16 protein-coding genes are annotated in these 16,452 nt (G+C 59.8%); 4 read left to right on the top strand and 12 right to left on the bottom strand.

Annotated features, from left to right (window positions below):
• Position 1: 1 nt before the first annotated feature.
• Positions 2-244 (bottom strand): DUF2790 domain-containing protein, encoded by a 243-nt coding sequence (locus AC1D1M_RS19285; protein WP_477776849.1) that lies wholly within the window; start codon positions 242-244, stop codon positions 2-4.
• 121 nt (positions 245-365) lie between these two features.
• Between AC1D1M_RS19285 and AC1D1M_RS19290 the strand changes: the two genes are divergently transcribed.
• Positions 366-1,298, top strand: a complete 933-nt coding sequence (locus tag AC1D1M_RS19290) for a LysR family transcriptional regulator (protein ID WP_477776850.1) — start codon at positions 366-368, stop codon at positions 1,296-1,298.
• A 71-nt stretch (positions 1,299-1,369) separates the two neighbouring features.
• Entirely contained in the window at positions 1,370-2,059 is a 690-nt protein-coding gene (locus tag AC1D1M_RS19295; protein WP_477776879.1) for an energy-coupling factor ABC transporter permease, read from the top strand.
• 34 nt (positions 2,060-2,093) lie between these two features.
• On the opposite strand, the gene yacG is transcribed toward AC1D1M_RS19295, so the two are convergent.
• The 4 genes from yacG to AC1D1M_RS19315 are packed head-to-tail and all read right to left on the bottom strand — an operon-like array spanning position 2,094 to position 5,002.
• Positions 2,094-2,294 carry a DNA gyrase inhibitor YacG gene (yacG, locus tag AC1D1M_RS19300; protein ID WP_218432541.1) on the bottom strand — a complete coding sequence of 67 codons (201 nt, stop codon included), beginning with the start codon at positions 2,292-2,294 and terminating at the stop codon, positions 2,094-2,096.
• Complete coding sequence (gene coaE, locus AC1D1M_RS19305) at positions 2,291-2,914, bottom strand: dephospho-CoA kinase (protein ID WP_477776851.1); 624 nt, start codon at positions 2,912-2,914, stop codon at positions 2,291-2,293. Before coaE ends, yacG begins: the two co-directional genes overlap by 4 nt.
• On the bottom strand, positions 2,911-3,783 hold the full coding sequence (locus tag AC1D1M_RS19310; RefSeq protein WP_477776852.1) for a prepilin peptidase: 873 nt from the start codon (positions 3,781-3,783) through the stop codon (positions 2,911-2,913). Before AC1D1M_RS19310 ends, coaE begins: the two co-directional genes overlap by 4 nt.
• Before the next feature lies 1 nt (position 3,784).
• The gene (locus AC1D1M_RS19315) at positions 3,785-5,002 is read right to left on the bottom strand and encodes a type II secretion system F family protein (protein WP_477776853.1); all 1,218 of its coding nucleotides are present in this window, start codon (positions 5,000-5,002) and stop codon (positions 3,785-3,787) included.
• A 227-nt stretch (positions 5,003-5,229) separates the two neighbouring features.
• Here AC1D1M_RS19315 and AC1D1M_RS19320 point away from each other — a divergent pair, with 227 nt between their 5' ends.
• Both AC1D1M_RS19320 and AC1D1M_RS19325 read left to right on the top strand, forming a co-directional pair.
• The gene (locus AC1D1M_RS19320) at positions 5,230-5,652 is read left to right on the top strand and encodes a pilin (protein ID WP_477776854.1); all 423 of its coding nucleotides are present in this window, start codon (positions 5,230-5,232) and stop codon (positions 5,650-5,652) included.
• Positions 5,653-5,951: 299 nt separating this feature from the next.
• The gene (locus AC1D1M_RS19325) at positions 5,952-6,308 is read left to right on the top strand and encodes a BON domain-containing protein (protein WP_007970546.1); all 357 of its coding nucleotides are present in this window, start codon (positions 5,952-5,954) and stop codon (positions 6,306-6,308) included.
• Positions 6,309-6,527: 219 nt separating this feature from the next.
• On the opposite strand, the gene AC1D1M_RS19330 is transcribed toward AC1D1M_RS19325, so the two are convergent.
• The 7 genes from AC1D1M_RS19330 to panD form a co-directional block, all read right to left on the bottom strand.
• Entirely contained in the window at positions 6,528-6,821 is a 294-nt protein-coding gene (locus AC1D1M_RS19330; RefSeq protein WP_477776855.1) for a DUF2845 domain-containing protein, read from the bottom strand.
• Positions 6,821-9,778 (bottom strand): DUF748 domain-containing protein, encoded by a 2,958-nt coding sequence (locus AC1D1M_RS19335; RefSeq protein ID WP_477776856.1) that lies wholly within the window; start codon positions 9,776-9,778, stop codon positions 6,821-6,823. Before AC1D1M_RS19335 ends, AC1D1M_RS19330 begins: the two co-directional genes overlap by 1 nt.
• A 93-nt stretch (positions 9,779-9,871) precedes the next feature.
• Complete coding sequence (locus AC1D1M_RS19340) at positions 9,872-10,888, bottom strand: class I SAM-dependent rRNA methyltransferase (RefSeq protein ID WP_477776857.1); 1,017 nt, start codon at positions 10,886-10,888, stop codon at positions 9,872-9,874.
• 103 nt (positions 10,889-10,991) lie between these two features.
• The gene (locus tag AC1D1M_RS19345) at positions 10,992-11,864 is read right to left on the bottom strand and encodes an oxygenase MpaB family protein (RefSeq protein ID WP_477776858.1); all 873 of its coding nucleotides are present in this window, start codon (positions 11,862-11,864) and stop codon (positions 10,992-10,994) included.
• A 130-nt stretch (positions 11,865-11,994) separates the two neighbouring features.
• Entirely contained in the window at positions 11,995-13,932 is a 1,938-nt protein-coding gene (gene acs, locus AC1D1M_RS19350; protein ID WP_477776859.1) for an acetate--CoA ligase, read from the bottom strand.
• A gap of 64 nt (positions 13,933-13,996) precedes the next feature.
• Entirely contained in the window at positions 13,997-15,643 is a 1,647-nt protein-coding gene (gene pgi, locus AC1D1M_RS19355) for a glucose-6-phosphate isomerase (RefSeq protein ID WP_477776860.1), read from the bottom strand.
• 229 nt (positions 15,644-15,872) lie between these two features.
• Positions 15,873-16,253, bottom strand: coding sequence for an aspartate 1-decarboxylase (gene panD, locus AC1D1M_RS19360; protein ID WP_003228271.1), 381 nt, complete (start codon positions 16,251-16,253; stop codon positions 15,873-15,875).
• Positions 16,254-16,452: the final 199 nt, after the last annotated feature.

Consider the following 16,452-nt stretch of genomic DNA (forward strand, 5'->3'; position numbering starts at 1 on the left):
ATCACAGGTTGCTGGTGCAATCACCGATGACGTTGTAGGTCACGCGGTGGGTCTGGCCCTGATGATCGACATACTCCATGGTCGCCGGTACAACCCCGCACGCGGTCGCCGTGTCGGACACAGAAACCACCTTGGCGATGTCCAGTGGCTGCGCCGGGTTGTACAGGACCGCGAGGGGGTCGTTGTCAGCGGCCATGGCCGAGGTGGCGATGACGGTCAGCAACAGGCTGATCAACGTTTTCATGTTGGCGTGCTCCGTGTCGGTTTTGATGTCTGAATTTTAGTCTTTGCCACCGACGGATAAAGGGGCTAACGGCGGATGCAGCCTTACATAAAACGTAACAGTCATCGCCTGAGGGGGGCTTATGGATGTGCTTAACAACTTGCGTGTGTTCATCCGGGTGGTGGACTGCGCCAGTTTCACCGGGGCTGCTGATGCGCTGGATCTATCGACCGCGCAGGTATCCCGACTGGTGGCGGATCTGGAGGAACATGTACAGGCTCGACTGCTGCAACGCACCACGCGGCGCTTGAGTCTGACCGACGCCGGCGAGCGCTTCCTGCTGCGCAGCCGGCAAATCGTCGAAGCCATGGATGAGGCGACGGCCGAGGCCCGTGGCGCTCATATCAATCCGGCCGGACGCCTGCGGGTGCACAGCATGAACGGCCTGGGTGTGCTGCTCACGCCGTTGATCGCCCGCTACAGCGAGCTTTATCCCGATGTGGTGTTCGAGTTGACCTTGTCGCAGCGCAATCCCGATCCGCTGGAGGAGGGGCACGATGTGGTGATTTCGATAGCTCCCGAACTGGCCGACTCGCAAATGGTTGCGCAAGCCATCGGGCAGATCTACAGCGTGCCCTGTGCCTCCCCGGCTTACTTGCAACGCCGGGGTGTGCCGCAGCAGCCGCTGGCGCTGAGCGATCATCAATGCCTGCGCATGCTCGACCCGTTGTACGGCGATCAATGGCTTTTCCAGGACGAGCACGGCGAGCACGCCGTCAGCCCGGCCAAGACCTTTCAGTGCAATGTTGCCGAGTCGATGGTCAAGGCTTCGGAGGCGGGCATGGGCATCAGCCTGCTGCCGTTCTACACCGCGACGCGGCCCTTGAGCGACGGCACTTTGCTGCGCGTGCTACCTGCATGGCGCCTGCGCGAACGCAATGTGTATGCGTTGTATCCTTCGCGACGCTTTCTCGATGCCAAGGTGCGCACCTGGGTGGACTTTCTCAAGTCAGAGCTACCGAAGCTGTTCGCCGAACATGACGCGGTGATGAACGATCCGCGGCATTGGGCTTGAAGTCGAAGGGCAGGCGAGCGGCGGTGTAGACTGAGTGTCTGTTGTTCTTCGCCTGGGGGGCGCGCGTAGCCATGATCGGTGCAGAGTTGCTGTCATCGCAAACCCTTGCGGTCGGCTGGATAATCTATGTGCCGGTGTTGATCTGGGCAATCTGTCGCGCGCCGTGGGTTGAACTGTTCACCGACAGCCGTCGTCAGCATCTGCTGTTTGGAACAGTGTTTGCGCTGTTTCTGTTGTGGCTGGTGCGGCGCGACTTTGATACCGGCGTGTCTTACCACTTCATTGGCATGACAGCGGTGACACTACTGCTGGACTGGCCACTGGCGCTGGTGGGTGGCCTGGTGGCGCAAACGGGGCTGGTGTTGCTCGGCCGACAGGACCTGGCGGCGGTCGGGGTCAATGGCGCGCTGTTGATTGCGCTGCCGGTGCTGGTCACCGAGTGCTGCGCCATTCTGGTGGAGCGGGCGCAGCCGCGAAATCCCTTCGTGTATATCTTCGTTTCCGGATTCTTTGCCGCCGCGCTGTCGGCGTTGCTGTGCCTGCTGCTGGGGCTGTGGTTGCTGTGGTTCGATGAGCGTTTCGAGATGCCGTACTGGCTTGAGGATTTTGTCGGTTACCTGTGGCTGATCATCTTTCCCGAGGCGTTTATCAACGGCATGGTGGTCAGTGCACTGGTGGTGTTCTGCCCGGAATGGCTGGAGACGTTCAACCGCACCCGCTACCTCTCGGCACCCTGGAAAGACGACGATCCCAAGCCTTGATCCGGATCAAAGCTTGAAATCGCCGCGGTCGGAATCAATGACGCGGGTCGAAGTCGCCGCTGAACATCTCGTCCTCGGCGTCGGGGGGCACTGGAATCTTGTGTTCTTCGGACGCCCAGGCACCCAGGTCGATCAGTTTGCAGCGGTCGGAGCAGAATGGCCGGAACTTGCTCTCGGCGGTCCATTCCACGGGGGCGCCACAGGTTGGGCATTCGACGGTTGTTGGTTGGCTCATGACTGGCCTCCACGCAAAGAAAGATAAAAGTGATGCAGGCGTTCGACCTCGCTGTGCAACCAGGTAAGGTCGCGGTCATTGACCACGACGTCGTCGGCATGGCTCACGCGATCCTGGCGGCTGGACTGGGCCTTGAGGATCGCCTGGACTTGCTGTTCGCTGGTCTGGTCACGTTGCAGGGTGCGTTCGATCTGCAATTGTTCGGGGGCATCGATCACCAGCACCCGTTGGGTCATGGCGTATTGCCCGGACTCGATCAGCAGCGGCGAAACCAGAATCGCATAAGGCGATTTTGCCAGCGCCAGGTGGTGAGCGATCTCCTCGCCGATCAGCGGATGCAGGAGGGCCTCCAGCCAGCGGCGCTTTTCAGGCACTTCGAAGATCAATTTGCGTAGCGCAGCGCGGTCCAGTTGCCCGTCGGCCTGCAACACGACGGCGCCGAAGTGTTCGGCGATTTGTGCCAGTGCCGGGCGACCGGGTTCCACTACCCAGCGAGCGGCATGATCGGCGTCGACCACATGCACGCCCAGATCGATGAAGTGTTGGGCGGCCGCACTTTTGCCGCTGCCGATGCCGCCGGTCAGGCCGAGAATCCAGGGTTTTTCCACAGGGCTATTCATTTCAAACCGACAAACTGCCAATAGAGGTCGGTTATTTGACCACCCCAGAGCAACGCAATCCAGCCGGCAATGGCCAGATAGGGGCCGAAAGGGATCGGCGTCGAGGTTTTTGCATTGCGCAAGCGCAACATCATCAGCCCGATAATGGCACCCACCAGTGAGGACAGCAGGATGGTCAGCGGCAAAATCTGCCAGCCGCCCCAGGCGCCCAGCATCGCCAGCAGCTTGAAATCACCGTAGCCCATGCCTTCCTTGCCCGTGATCAGCTTGAATAGCCAGTACATCGACCACAGGACGGTGTAACCGGCTATCGCACCCCATAGCGCATCGTGCAACGACACGAACAGGCTGAAACTGTTGACGATCAACCCCAGCCATATCAACGGCAGCACCAGTACGTCCGGCAATATCTGATGATCGGCGTCGATCAGGCTCATCGCCAGTAAACCCCAGCTCAGGACCAGCATCAGGCCGGCCGGCCAACCGAAGCCGAAGTGCCAGGCAACAAACGCAGACAACAGCCCGCAGGCCAGTTCGGTCAACGGATAGCGCGGGCTGATTGCTGCCGCACAGGCTGAACAGCGGCCGCGCAAAAACACATAACTGAGCAACGGGATGTTTTCCCAGGCGCGGATTCGGTGACCGCAGTGCGGGCACTGGGAGTGGGGCAGCAACAGGTTGTAGGTCGGCAGCGGCGTTTCGCCAGGCAGCCCGAGAATGTCATGGGCCTGCTCACGCCAGTCGCGTTCGAGCATTTTCGGCAGGCGCCAGATCACGACATTGAGGAAACTGCCGACCAGCAGGCCGGTGATGCCTGCGAGAAGGACAAAGGCCAGCGGAGAGTGGATCAGAATTTCATTCAAGGGCATGTCAGATCGCTGAGCCAAGTTGGAAGATGGGCAGGTACATGGCAACTACCAGTCCACCGACGATAACACCCAGCACCACCATGATGAACGGTTCCATCAGGCTGGTAAGGTTATCGACCATGTTATCGACGTTGTCTTCGTAGAACCCCGCGACTTTGTCGAGCATAGCGTCCAGGGTGCCTGACTCTTCGCCGATGGCGGTCATCTGTATCGCCATGTTCGGAAAGACGCCGGAGGTACGCATGGCGAAATTCAATTGCATGCCGGTCGAAACATCTTGGCGGATGCGCAATACCGCGCGCTTGAACACGATATTGCCGGTTGCACCGGCCACTGATTCCAGGGCCTCCACCAGCGGTACACCCGCAGCGAAAGTGGTCGACAGTGTACGGGCGAATCGGGCCACGGCGGACTTGTGCATCAGGGTGCCCACCAGCGGCAGTTTCAGCAGCCAGGTGTCCATCCGGTCACGAAAGGCCGGGGATGTCTTGAGGGCGTGGCGCACACCGAAGGACATCGCGATAAGCGCACCAAGGACCGTCCACCACCACGCCTGCATGAATTGCGACAGGCCAATGACCATCACGGTGAAGGCCGGTAGTTCGGCGCCAAAGCCTTTGAACACCGACTCGAACTGCGGCACGACATTGACCAGCAGAATCCCGGTGACAATCGCCGCGACGAATACCACCACCAGCGGGTAGGTCATGGCTTTCCTGATCCTGGCCTTGAGGCTTTCGCTTTTTTCCTTGTAGGTCGCGACCCGCTCCAAAAGGGTGTCGAGGGCACCGGCCTGCTCGCCGGCATCCACAAGGTTGCAATACAGTTCATCGAAATACCGGGGCTTCTTGCGCAGGGCGGCGGCGAAGCTGTTGCCTGCCGCGACTTCCTGTTTCAGTTCGTCCACCAGCTTGCGCATGGCCGGATTGTCGAAGCCTTCGCCGATGATGTCGAAGGACTGCAACAACGGCACGCCGGCCTTCATCATCGTCGCCATTTGCCGGGTGAACAGGGCAATGTCCTGGGCCTTGATACGCTTGCCCATGTTGAAAATCGAGTGGTTTTTTCTGCGGACCTTGCCGGGACTGATGCCTTGCTTGCGCAGTTTCGCCTTGATCAGCGCCGGGTTTTGAGCGCTGAGCTCGCCGGTTACTTTTGTGCCTTTGCGGTCGATGCCTTCCCATGCATACACGCTGATTTTCGCTGCCTTGACCGCCATGTTCAGTCCTGGGTATTCCGATTGAATTGCTCTTATAGCCTAGTCAAGGGACGGGGCCAAACCCGAAAGAGTGAGGTGACAAAAAACGTCAGATAGTGCTGATCCTGGTAGTAGGTAAGCGCTTTGCGGCCATCACACCCCCTGCCAACAGGGGCTTCTGGCCTTGGCACAGGCTGTGCTGCCATGGGGCAGGTCATGAGCCTTCGACTCATGCATGGAGCTTGTACATGAACAATCAGAAAGGTTTTACCCTGATCGAGTTGCTCGTCGTGGTGGCGATCATCGGGATCCTGGCAACACTGGGCCTGCCGATGTATTCCAAGTATCAGGCTCGGGCCAAGGTCACGGCGGCGCTGGCCGAACTGACTGCAATGAAAGTGCCGTTCGAGGATGTGATCAGCCAGGGGGAAACCCCGACAATTGCCAATGTGGCGCCTGCCGGTGAGACATCGACCAACCACTGCGCCCTGTCTGTGACGGCTACAACGCCGGCGGGAGCGGGATCAATCGTTTGTACGTTGCACAATGCCCCGGGGGTGGTCCAGGGCAAAACCGTCACCCTGACACGGGACGAAGACAAAGGCTGGACATGTAAAAGCAGCGTTTCCAAGGATTACTTGCCTAAAGGGTGTTCCGGTTCTGCGGCATGAATTGCTGAATCAAGTCCCCGCTTTTGCGGGGATTTTCCTGTTTGTTGACCCGTCGTCAAAAGCCGCAGATAAAGCTTAGAAATTCAGCATCTTAGGAACTTTCCATAAACCCGCAACTTGCATGCAGTGTTCGTGCTTCTCGTGCATTTTGCATGATTCCGAAAATTGGCTAATTTTATAACTTATTGATTAATAAGGTTTTTAGCTCTGTTTCAAAGTTGGCACAGCGTTCGCAATATCCTTGGTAACCCTGCCGACAAGACACCCGGCAGACTTTCCGAAAAACAGGAGTTACTCGTATGAAGAAGTTCGCTATCACTGCCGCTGCTGCTACCGCGTTGACCCTGACCATGGCAAACGCGGCATTCGCCCAGACCACTCAAGCCACCCAGGCTCCAATGACCCTGGCGGCGGGTGAAATGACCAAGGCTACAGAAGCTACTTCCGATACCTGGATCACCACCAAAGTCAAAGCTGACCTGATGACTGAAAAAGGCATTCCAGGTAGCGACATCAAGGTTGAAACCAACAAAGGCGTGGTATCGCTGTCGTCGACCACCGCCGTGACCGATTCGCAAAAAGAAATGGCTGTGGCCATCACCAAGAAAATCAAAGGCGTCAAAGCGGTTTCCGCTGATGGCCTGAAAGCCGAGTAAGGCAAAGCTTCTCGCCTGGACCGGGAGAGGGCGCGACAGACGAGCCGAGTCATACGTCTGTTGCAACCTGAGTGTTCATGCGAACGGCCAAAGGATGTTGGCCACTACAGGCCCCGCGCACTTTTGCCGGGGCCTGTTCTATGTGTAGCGCCGCAAATCAATTTGTAGGAGCGAGCTCGCTCCCACATTGAAGAGTGTTCACATGAATAGGGGGTGGGTTCAGTTTCCGCGTTTACTGATGATCTGCTTCAGCCGATTACCTTCGAACCGCAAGTATTGATACATGCCGCCATTCGGTCCGTAGGTCCATTCCTCGACCTGAAACTCCTCGCGCCGATCAGCGCTGCGCTTGTAGCCCAGCAGATCGCGACTGACCGGTTCACCGCATTTCTGCAGGACCTCACTCGAGCGATCGCCGACGCTGATCAATTGGCTGCCACAGCGCAGGGTATCGGCCGCCCAGGCCTGACTGGCGGAGAGCGCCAGAACCAGGCCTGCCAGCCACCGAATCATCACTCGGCATCCAGATGCATTGGTGTTACCACGCGGCCGTCACTTTGCGCCTCGCCCAGATTGGCGTCGATGAAGTACACCCGGTCGTCTTCCAGCTGCGCCTTGTCGACCAGGTAATCCTTGATGCTGCTGGCGCGTTCCTGGCCCAGTTGACGCAACAGCACGTCGCTGGAGCTCCAGAACTTGATCACCTCGGCACGCATTTTCGCGGTGCGCTCTTCCTTGCCCAGGTCCTTCCATTCGCCAGGGGGCTGGGTTTTCAGGCGGGTGCGGTAGATACCTTCGAGCAGCGGGCCTTTTTCTCCGTCCGGCACTTCCAGCAACGAAGCCTGGGCCGGGACCTTGTCACCGCGGCGCTGGAGCATTTTGTAGTAGTTGTACTGGTATTCACGCTCCAGGCGTTGTTCGGCTATCAGCGGGCCATCGCTGCTCTGGGCGGCGGTGCCTTCGATTTCCAGGCGCAGGGCTGGGCGCTCCTTGAGCGCTTTGGACAGTTTGTCCAGGGCGCCTTCGGCATCCTTGCTCAGGTCGCTGGAACCCGCGGCGAAGGAAACACTACCCAGATCTTCCGCGCCACTTCCGTTGACCAGCCCGCCAATGAGCTTGAACGGTGCTGCCGCCGCTTTGACGATCAGGTTGCGCAGGGTCTGCCAGATAATCGGCATGACGCTGAACTGCGGGTTGTTCAGGTCGCCGCTGACCGGCAGTTCGATGGAGATCTTGCCGTCGACATCCTTGAGCAAGGCAATCGCCAGTTTCAGCGGCAGGCTCACGGCATCCGGGCTGTCGACTTTTTCACCCAGTTGCAGTTGTTCGACCACCACTTTGTTTTCAGCTTTGAGCTGGCCCTTGGTGATCTGGTAGTGCAGGTCGAGATTGAGCCGGCCCTTGCGGATACGGTAGCCGGCGAACTTGCCGGAGTAGGGCGTCAGCGTGGTCAGCTCCACGCGTTTGAAGCTGGTGGCGATGTCGAGGCTGGCCATCGGGTCGAACGGATTGACGGCGCCCTTGATGGTCACCGGCGCGTAGCGATCAACCTTGCCCTTGACGTCGACACCGGCCGGTTTCGGCTGGCGGCTGTCGATGGTGCCGATCTGCCCGTTGAGTTGCTGGATGGCGGTGGCGAAGTTCGGGGTCAGGCTGAAGTCGGCGAAGTTGGCCGAACCATCATTGATGAAAATGCCGCCGATGTGGATGCCCAACGGTTTTTCGTTGCTGGCCGGTTTGCTCGCCGCCGGTTTTGCCACGGAGTCCGCCGGTTGCGGAATCAGCAGGTCATCGATGTTGGTGGTGCGATCATCGTTGATCATGAAACGCGCGTAGGGCTGGAACAGGTTGATCTTGTCAATCGACAGGCTGTCCCCATGCTGATAGTTCAGGCCTTCGACCACGACCTGTTGCCACTTGAGGAAGTCGCGGGTTTTCAGGGTGTCCAGGGTATGCAACTGATCGACCTGGGCGCGGCCGGTGACGCTGAAGGCCAGAGGCTCACTGCTTTTCAGGTCGACCGCCAGATCGCTGCCGAGCATGCCGCTGCGCAGTTCCAGGCGAATGAACGGCGTGATGTAGGACTGGGCAACCCGCAGGTCGATGTCCCTGGTCTGGACCTTCAGTCTGGCGCTGACCGGGGCCAGGTTGACCTCGCCGTCGGCCGTGATCCTGCCTTGCTTGCCCACACCGGTATCGAGCTTGAGGGTAAAGGGTGAGCCGTTGAGGCTGTCGAAGTTTTGCAGGTCGAGGTTCAGCGGGCTCAGATCCAGGGCGACGGCGGGTTGTGCCTTGCGGTCGGCCAGATGCACCTGGTAATCGCGCAGCTGCACATCCTTGAGCAGCACCTGCCAGGGTTTGTCTGGCGCGGCCGGTTCAGGCTTCGGTGAATCTGCCGCCGCCGGAGCACTGACCGGTTCGGCATCCGCCTTGGCTTTGGCCGCGGGTTTGGACGGCTGGCTGGCGAACAGTTTCTGCCAATCGAGTTGGCCGTCTGATTCCAGCGCGGCCCAGGTTTCCAGTTTGTGGCTGCGGATCTTGCCGACCACCACTTGCTGTTTAGCCAGGTCCACGGTGGTTTCACTGACATCCAGGCGCTCAAGCTTTGCCAGCGGCCGGCCATCCGGCGCCTTGATCGCGAAGGGGGCGATGCTGACCGCTACATTATTCAGCAGCAGCTCGGTTTCCTTGGCCAGGCTGAATTTGTAGTCGGTACTGATGCTCATGACGCCGTTTTCGAGGTCCAGTGGCACGGCGTCGCGCACATAGGGCCAAAAGGCTTTCATCTTGCCATCGGTGATTTTCAGCTTACCTTCGGAGGCGATCGGGATCAGGCTGAAGTTACCGGTCCAGTCGATCTGTCCGCCGTTGGGGCCGACAGCCACCAAGGTCATGTCGGCGCTGTCATCGGGCAGGGTGCTGAGGTTCTTCAGCTCGAAATCGAGTGTGTCGTAGAGAAACTCGATGGGCTCGCTCGGCCGGGCATCTTCAAAGTGCACGGCGCCGCCGGCCAGTTTGATCCGCTCGATGCGCAGCGGAAACGGCTTGGCGTTCGGGTCGGCCGGTGTGGGTTCGCTCGCTGGCAGTTTGAACAGCCCCAGCAGATTGAGTTTGCCGTCCTTGCTGAACAGGATTTCGGTCTTGGGCTTGTCCAGTTCGACATCGGAGAGGTGCACCGCCTTGGTCCACAGGCTGTCGAATTGCAGATTGGCGTACAGGCGTTCGAAAGCGACCTGCTCCTTGCCGGGCTCGCCAATGTTCAAGCCCCAAAGGGTCAGTTCAAGGCTGAGCGGATTGAATTCGATCCGCTGGATCGTGGCGGGTGTGGTGGCGTAGTTGGTCAGTTGCTGGTTGGCAACGCGCAGCGCGACTCCCGGTAAAATCAGAAAGCCCAGCAAGCTGTAGAGGGCCAGAGCAGTCAACAAGGCGCCAATGGCGCGAATCAATCCTTTGTACATGTGTGGCTTCATCTGTCTGGATCGGAGTGCCTTGGAGTATGGCACGCGTTTCCGGTTCCCAAGTGATTGGCCTGATCAGGAAGTTTCAGATTTCTCCGACAACGATCAGAGCTGCAGAATCAGGGTTTTCAGTGGTGGTTGCTGATCCATCGACGGGAAGTCGGCACCTGGTTTCATCACGGTCCACTCACGCACCGGCCGCCCGGCCTTTTCTGCACAACGCAAAACCTGCTCGCGCCAGTCGTCCATGCTGACCTTTGCCAGGTTGTTGCAGCAGATCAGCACGCCGTTGTCGGCAGTGGTCAGCAAGGCCGGCTTGAGCAGGCTCTGGTAGTCGCGCAGCAGGTCGACGGTGCCGAATGCGCTCTTGGCCCAGGCCGGAGGGTCGAGCAGCACCAGATCGTACTGACGCTGTTCCAGGCGCTGATAGCTCGGCAGTTTTTGCCCACGGCGCTGACTGATCGGCAGGCCGGCCAGTTGGCGAATGGCCGGGAAGTAGTCGGACTGGATAAATTCCATGGTCGGTAACTGCGGGTTGAGTTGGCCGTTCTCCCGACCGACCGCCAGGTTGCCTTCGGCGAAGTCCAGGTTGCATACCTCGCGCGCACCACCGGCGGCAGCACTGAGGCCGACACCACAGGTGTAGGCGAACAGGTTCAGCACGCTTTTGTTTTTGCTGTGGTCCTTGACCCAGCCACGGGTGTTGCGCAGGTCGAGGAACAGCAGCGGGTCTTGTCCGGCATGACGACCCCGCACCCGATAGTTCAGGCCCCATTCGTGGCCGACCAGGTCTTGCAGGGCGGCTTCGTCGGCGCGGTAGACGATGTCTTCGCGATCGATGCGCGAGTTGCCACGGGAGCGGTCGTTGTAAACCAGCAGGGTGTCAAAACCCAGGTGCTGATTGATCGCTTCGTGCAATTGCAGCAGCGTTTCGCGCTCCAGCGGCTGGTGGAAACTTTGCACCAGCAATTGCGGGCCGTAGCGGTCGATGGTCAGGCCCCCGGCACCTTCCTGGCTGCCGTGGAACAGGCGATAGCAATCGGTGCCCTGGCCGTGCAGCTCCGCCAGCAGATCCTGGCGACGTTCGAGGGCGGCGCGCAGCGCCTGATTCAAGGAAGACATGCTGGGCGCCTTGCAGGAGAGAATTGGGCGCGGGAGTTTAACAGTTACTGAGCTTCAAGCTTCAAGCTTCAAGCTTCAAGCTTCAAGCATGCCGCTCTGAGCTTCAACTCAGCAATCCCATCCGCCGCTTGGCCCGCTGCACCGATCCATTACGCACCGCCCAGCGCAGCATCGGCGCGCTGTGATTGACGCTGGCACGGATCAGCTTGCGTTGCAGCGGGTTCTGGCTGACGCCGAGCATATCGCTGGCCCAGTCCGGCAGCAGATCGATCCCGGCCTGCATCATCAGACCGCCGAAAGGCTTGGCCAGGCGACTGGGGGAGGGGGCGTTCAGCAACAGGCGCAGGACTTCACGACTGCGCTCGTCGCACAGCAGTTGTGGACGGATGCGCTCAAGGTAGTCGGCAATTTCCTGCCGCGAACGGGGTACATCCCTGGCCCCGAGTCGCTCGGCGACCAGGGCGATTTCAGCGTAGTAGCGATCCTGATCGGCTGGGGACAGGTGCGGGTTGCGATAGCGTAAATGTGCAGCGAGGAAGTTGCTGACTTCCGCCACGTGCACCCACGTCAGCAACTCGGGATCGCTGGCGGCGTAGGCACGTCCGTCCGGTGCCGTACCCGTAATCTGCAAATGGATGGTGCGGACTTTTTCGATCAGCCAGTCGGCGTCCTGTCGAGATCCGAACGTGGTGCCGGAGATGAACTGCCCGGTGCGGCGCAAGCGACCGAGCATGTCTTCACGAAAGTTTGAATGGTCCCAAACCCCGGCCAATGCCAGCGGGTGCAGGGCCTGCAGCATCAGGGCGCTGATGCCTCCGATCAGCATGCTGCTGAAATCGCCATGGACTTGCCAGCTCACCGAGTCTGGCCCGAACAGCCCGGGGTCGCCCTTGGGGTTTTCCAGGTCGAGTTTGCCCAGGGACAAGCCGGTCAGGCTCATGATCTGGGTTTCGATGCGGGTGCGGATGAATTCCATGGTCACTCTGTAATTTTCTGTAGGAGCGAGCCTGCTCGCGATGGACTTCAACGGTAACGCGTTTCTCCTGAATGTACGCGGCGCGCTTGAGTTCATCGCGAGCAGGCTCGCTCCTGCAAAGGCCAGTACGTTATTGATTCAAGCGTTTGTCGATCAGGCCCTGCACCACGCTCGGGTCGGCCAGGGTCGAAGTATCACCCAGGCTGTCGAGTTCATTGCAGGCGATCTTGCGCAGAATGCGCCGCATGATCTTGCCTGAGCGGGTTTTCGGCAAGGCCGGCGCCCACTGGATCAAGTCCGGTTTGGCGAAACTGCCAATTTCCTGGCTGACCAGGGCCAGCAATTCTTTCTTCAGTTCATCGTTGGTTTCGACGCCGTTCATGGGCGTGACGAAGACATAGATGCCCTGGCCCTTGATGTCGTGGGGGTAACCGACTGCAGCGGCTTCGGCGATGCTCTCGTGCAGCACCAGGGCGCTTTCCACTTCGGCGGTGCCGATGCGGTGGCCGGACACGTTGATCACATCGTCGATGCGCCCGGTGATCCAGTAGTCGCCGTCTTCATCGCGCCGTGCGCCGTCGCCGGTGAAGTAGTAGCCGGGGTAGGGTTTGAAATAGGTGTCGACCATTCGTTGCGGGTCGCGGTAGACGCTGCGGATCTGCGCCGGCCAGCTGGACTTTAAGGCGAGTACGCCGCTGCCGGCGCCTTTGATTTCCTTGCCCTGCTCGTCGAGCAATACCGGCTGCACGCCGAACATCGGTTGTGTCGCACAACCGGGTTTGATCCGCTGGGCACTGACCAGCGGGCTGAGCATGATGCCGCCGGTTTCGGTCTGCCACCAGGTATCGACGATCGGGCAGCGCTCTTCGCCGACCTCATGGAAGTACCACTCCCACGCTTCCGGATTGATCGGCTCGCCGACCGTACCGAGTAGCCTGATGCTGGCGCGGGATGTTTGTTTCAGCGGTTCGGGACCTTCACGCATCAGCGCGCGCAGCGCCGTCGGGGCGGTGTAGAAAATATTCACTTTGTGCTTGTCGATCACCTGCCAGAAGCGCGAGGTACTCGGGTAGCTCGGCACGCCTTCGAAGATCAGCGTGGTCGCACCGTTGGCCAGCGGACCGTAGACGATGTAGCTGTGGCCAGTGACCCAGCCGACGTCGGCGGTGCACCAGAAGACTTCACCGTCGCGGTAGTCCAGCACGTACTTGAAAGTCATCGCTGCTTGCAGCAGGTAGCCGCCGGTGGTGTGCAGCACGCCTTTGGGTTTGCCGGTGCTGCCGGAGGTGTAGAGGATGAACAGCGGGTCTTCGGCGTCCATTGGCTCGGGTGGGCAATCGGCGCTGGCATCGCGCAGGGCCTGCTGATACTTGATGTCCCGTCCTTCGATCCAGTTCACCGGCCCATTAGTGCGCTCGACCACCAGCACGGTGCTCACGTTCGGGCAGCTTTGCAGCGCCTTGTCGACGTTCTGCTTGAGCGGCACGACCTTGCCGCCTCGCACGCCTTCGTCCGCGGTAATCACGGTGCGGCAGTCGGCGTCGAGAATACGGTCACGCAACGAGTCCGGGGAGAAGCCGCCGAACACCACCGAGTGCACCGCGCCGATGCGGGTACAGGCAAGCATGGCGTAGGCCGCTTCGGGAATCATCGGCATGTAGATGCACACGCGGTCGCCTTTTTTCACGCCACGGCTTTTCAGCACGTTGGCCAGGCGGCAGACGCTTTCATGCAGTTTTTTGTAGGTAATGGAGGTGGAGTCGGCAGGGTCGTCGCCTTCCCAGATGATGGCGACCTGATCGCCGCGTTTTTCCAGGTGCCGGTCGATGCAGTTGTAGCTGACGTTCAATTTCGCACCGGCAAACCAGCTGGCCTCACCGGTCTTCAGGTCGTAGCGTTGGACGGTTTGCCACGGTGCGCTCCAGTCGAGGAAGCGGGTGGCCTGTTCGGCCCAGAAAGTGCTGGGGTGTTCGACGGATTCGCGATACAGGCGCTGATAGTCGTCTTGACTCAATTGTGCAGCCCGGCGGACGGCATCGGCTTTGGGGAACGTGCTGATATCGAACATGACGGTTCCTTATTCTTGTTTTGCGACAAAGATAAAGATGCGCCGAGAGGTCAATGGGTTCAAGTCAGATGCAAAACAACTGTGGGAGCGAGCCTGCTCGCGAAAGCGTTGGGTCAATCAACAACAACGTTGACTGACAAACGCCTTTGCCCAGCTCTTTGCCCAGCTCCACACCCCACTGGTCGAAGGCATTGATGCCCCAGATCACGCTTTGCACGAAAACTTTGTGTTCGTACATCGCCACCAGAGCGCCGAGGCGACGCGGGCTGATGCGTTCGACCACCAGAGTGTTGCTCGGACGGTTGCCCGGGATCACTTTGTGCGGCGCGAGCTTTTGCACATCGTCTTCGCTCATGCCTTTGTCGCGCAGTTCGGCTTCGGCCTCAGGCAGGGTCTTGCCGAGCATCAGTGCCTGGCTCTGCGACAGGCAGTTGGCGTACAGCCACTGGTGGTGGTCGGACACCGGGTTGAAGCTGACGATCGGCACGATGAAGTCGGCCGGGATCAGTTGGGTGCCCTGGTGCAGCAACTGGTGGTAGGCGTGCTGACCGTTGCAGCCAACGCCGCCCCAGATCACCGGCCCGGTGTCGGTGGACACTGGCTTGCCGTCCTGGCGCACGCTCTTGCCGTTGGATTCCATGTCCAGCTGTTGCAGGTGCTTGGTGATGTTACGCAGGTAGTGATCGTACGGCAGGATCGCGTGGCTTTGCGCGCCCCAGAAGTTGCCGTACCACACACCGAGCAAGGCCAGCAGCACTGGCATGTTCTGTTCGAACGGTGCGCTCTGGAAGTGCTGGTCCATGGTGTAGGCACCGGACAGCAATTCCTTGAAGTTGGACATGCCGATGGCCAGGGCAATCGGCAAACCGATGGCCGACCACAGCGAGTAGCGTCCGCCGACCCAGTCCCACATCGGGAAGATGTTCTCTTCGCGGATGCCGAACGCTACCGCGGCGGCGTTGTTGCTCGATACCGCGATGAAGTGGCGATACAGCTCGGCTTCCGAACCACCCTGGGCCAGGTACCAGGCACGGGCAGCCTGGGCGTTCTTCAGGGTTTCGAGGGTGTTGAAGGATTTCGACGAGACGATGAACAGCGTGGTCTCGGCGCGCAGCTTCATGGTCAGTTCGTGGAACTCGCTGCCGTCGATGTTCGCCAGGTAATGACAGCGCACGCCTTTCTGGGCGTAGGACAGCAGCGCTTCGGACACCAGCTCAGGGCCGAGGAACGAGCCGCCGATGCCGATGTTCACCACGTCGGTGATCGGCTTCTCGGTGTAACCGCGCCACAGACCATCGTGGATACGGCCGACGAGGTCGGTGATCTGGTTCAGCACCTTGTGCACTTCCGGCATCACGTTGACGCCGTTGACCGACAGCTTGTCGCCAACCGGGCGGCGCAGGGCGGTGTGCAGGGCTGGACGGCCCTCGGAAGCGTTGACGATTTCGCCGTCGAACAGCGATTTGATTGCGCCCTTGAGGTCGACTTCGTTGGCCAGGCCCACCAGCAGATTGCGGGTCTCGGCGTTGATCAGGTTTTTCGAATAGTCGAGAAACAGACCGCAGCTGCTGAGGGTGAATTGAGTAAAGCGCTGCGGGTCGGCGTTGAATGCCTCCCGCATGCTGAAATCCTGCATGGCTTGGCGGTGGTCATTCAGCGCTTGCCAGGCGGGCAGAGCGGTAACGTCGTGAGGAGTGCGGTAATACGCCATCGCTGCGGGTTTCCTTTTTACTTGAACGGCCTTTTGAACACTAAAAAGCCCGGAGCGCTGCGGGTGAGCGTCCGGTCAACTGCGTCGACACGATTTTGCGGCGCAGGGCGAATACAGTAACTCCCGCGCTGCGATCTGTCTTGATTTTGTCTGACCCGTTCCCGGTACTTTTTTGTACATCGAACAGGGAACGGTCCGACAAACGGAAGGGATATGAGCTTCGGCTCGATCAGGCGACCTGAACCGGAATGGCGTTGCTGGTGTGGCTCAGCTCATTGCCCGGCGCCATGTAGAGCATGCGCGGCTTGAAGTTGAGCAGTTCGGCTTCACTGTAATGAGCGTAAGCGCAGATGATTACGCGATCACCGACCTTGGCCTTGTGCGCGGCGGCGCCGTTGACCGAGATCATGCGCGAACCTTCTTCGCCACGAATGGCGTAGGTGGTGAAGCGCTCGCCGTTGTCGACGTTGTAGATCTGGATCTGTTCGTACTCACGGATGCCGGACAGGTCCAGCCATTCACCGTCGATGGCGCAGGAGCCTTCGTAATCGAGTACAGCGTGGGTGACTTCGGCGCGATGCAGCTTGGCTTTGAGCATGATGGCGTGCATGAGTATTTCCCAGGTCGGAATCGAACGGCGGGCAGTTTGCCCGAAGGGGTTGCGGGCGGCAATACAGTCTGTTCGGGCGCAGCGGCCCTCTGTGGGAGCGAGCTTGCTCGCGATGAGGGCCTGACATTCAACAGGTGTGTTGTCTGACAGTCCGCTATCGTCGGATCGCCGCCCGGAGCAAGCTCGCTCCTACAGGGTT

The sequence above is a fragment of the Pseudomonas sp. P1_F7 genome (genome assembly GCF_056405655.1).

What these genes read in the sequence shown, in the direction of transcription:
- AC1D1M_RS19340 (WP_477776857.1), bottom strand. Translation starts at nt 10,888, where the DNA reads ATGTCTTCCTTGAATCAGGCGCTGCGCGCCGCCCTCGAACGTCGCCAG.
- coaE (WP_477776851.1), bottom strand. Translation starts at nt 2,914, where the DNA reads ATGAATAGCCCTGTGGAAAAACCCTGGATTCTCGGCCTGACCGGCGGC.
- panD (WP_003228271.1), bottom strand. Translation starts at nt 16,253, where the DNA reads ATGCACGCCATCATGCTCAAAGCCAAGCTGCATCGCGCCGAAGTCACC.
- AC1D1M_RS19325 (WP_007970546.1), top strand. Translation starts at nt 5,952, where the DNA reads ATGAAGAAGTTCGCTATCACTGCCGCTGCTGCTACCGCGTTGACCCTG.
- AC1D1M_RS19335 (WP_477776856.1), bottom strand. Translation starts at nt 9,778, where the DNA reads ATGAAGCCACACATGTACAAAGGATTGATTCGCGCCATTGGCGCCTTG.
- pgi (WP_477776860.1), bottom strand. Translation starts at nt 15,643, where the DNA reads ATGGCGTATTACCGCACTCCTCACGACGTTACCGCTCTGCCCGCCTGG.
- AC1D1M_RS19345 (WP_477776858.1), bottom strand. Translation starts at nt 11,864, where the DNA reads ATGGAATTCATCCGCACCCGCATCGAAACCCAGATCATGAGCCTGACC.
- acs (WP_477776859.1), bottom strand. Translation starts at nt 13,932, where the DNA reads ATGTTCGATATCAGCACGTTCCCCAAAGCCGATGCCGTCCGCCGGGCT.
- AC1D1M_RS19320 (WP_477776854.1), top strand. Translation starts at nt 5,230, where the DNA reads ATGAACAATCAGAAAGGTTTTACCCTGATCGAGTTGCTCGTCGTGGTG.
- yacG (WP_218432541.1), bottom strand. Translation starts at nt 2,294, where the DNA reads ATGAGCCAACCAACAACCGTCGAATGCCCAACCTGTGGCGCCCCCGTG.
- AC1D1M_RS19295 (WP_477776879.1), top strand. Translation starts at nt 1,370, where the DNA reads ATGATCGGTGCAGAGTTGCTGTCATCGCAAACCCTTGCGGTCGGCTGG.
- AC1D1M_RS19330 (WP_477776855.1), bottom strand. Translation starts at nt 6,821, where the DNA reads ATGATTCGGTGGCTGGCAGGCCTGGTTCTGGCGCTCTCCGCCAGTCAG.
- AC1D1M_RS19290 (WP_477776850.1), top strand. Translation starts at nt 366, where the DNA reads ATGGATGTGCTTAACAACTTGCGTGTGTTCATCCGGGTGGTGGACTGC.
- AC1D1M_RS19285 (WP_477776849.1), bottom strand. Translation starts at nt 244, where the DNA reads ATGAAAACGTTGATCAGCCTGTTGCTGACCGTCATCGCCACCTCGGCC.
- AC1D1M_RS19315 (WP_477776853.1), bottom strand. Translation starts at nt 5,002, where the DNA reads ATGGCGGTCAAGGCAGCGAAAATCAGCGTGTATGCATGGGAAGGCATC.
- AC1D1M_RS19310 (WP_477776852.1), bottom strand. Translation starts at nt 3,783, where the DNA reads ATGCCCTTGAATGAAATTCTGATCCACTCTCCGCTGGCCTTTGTCCTT.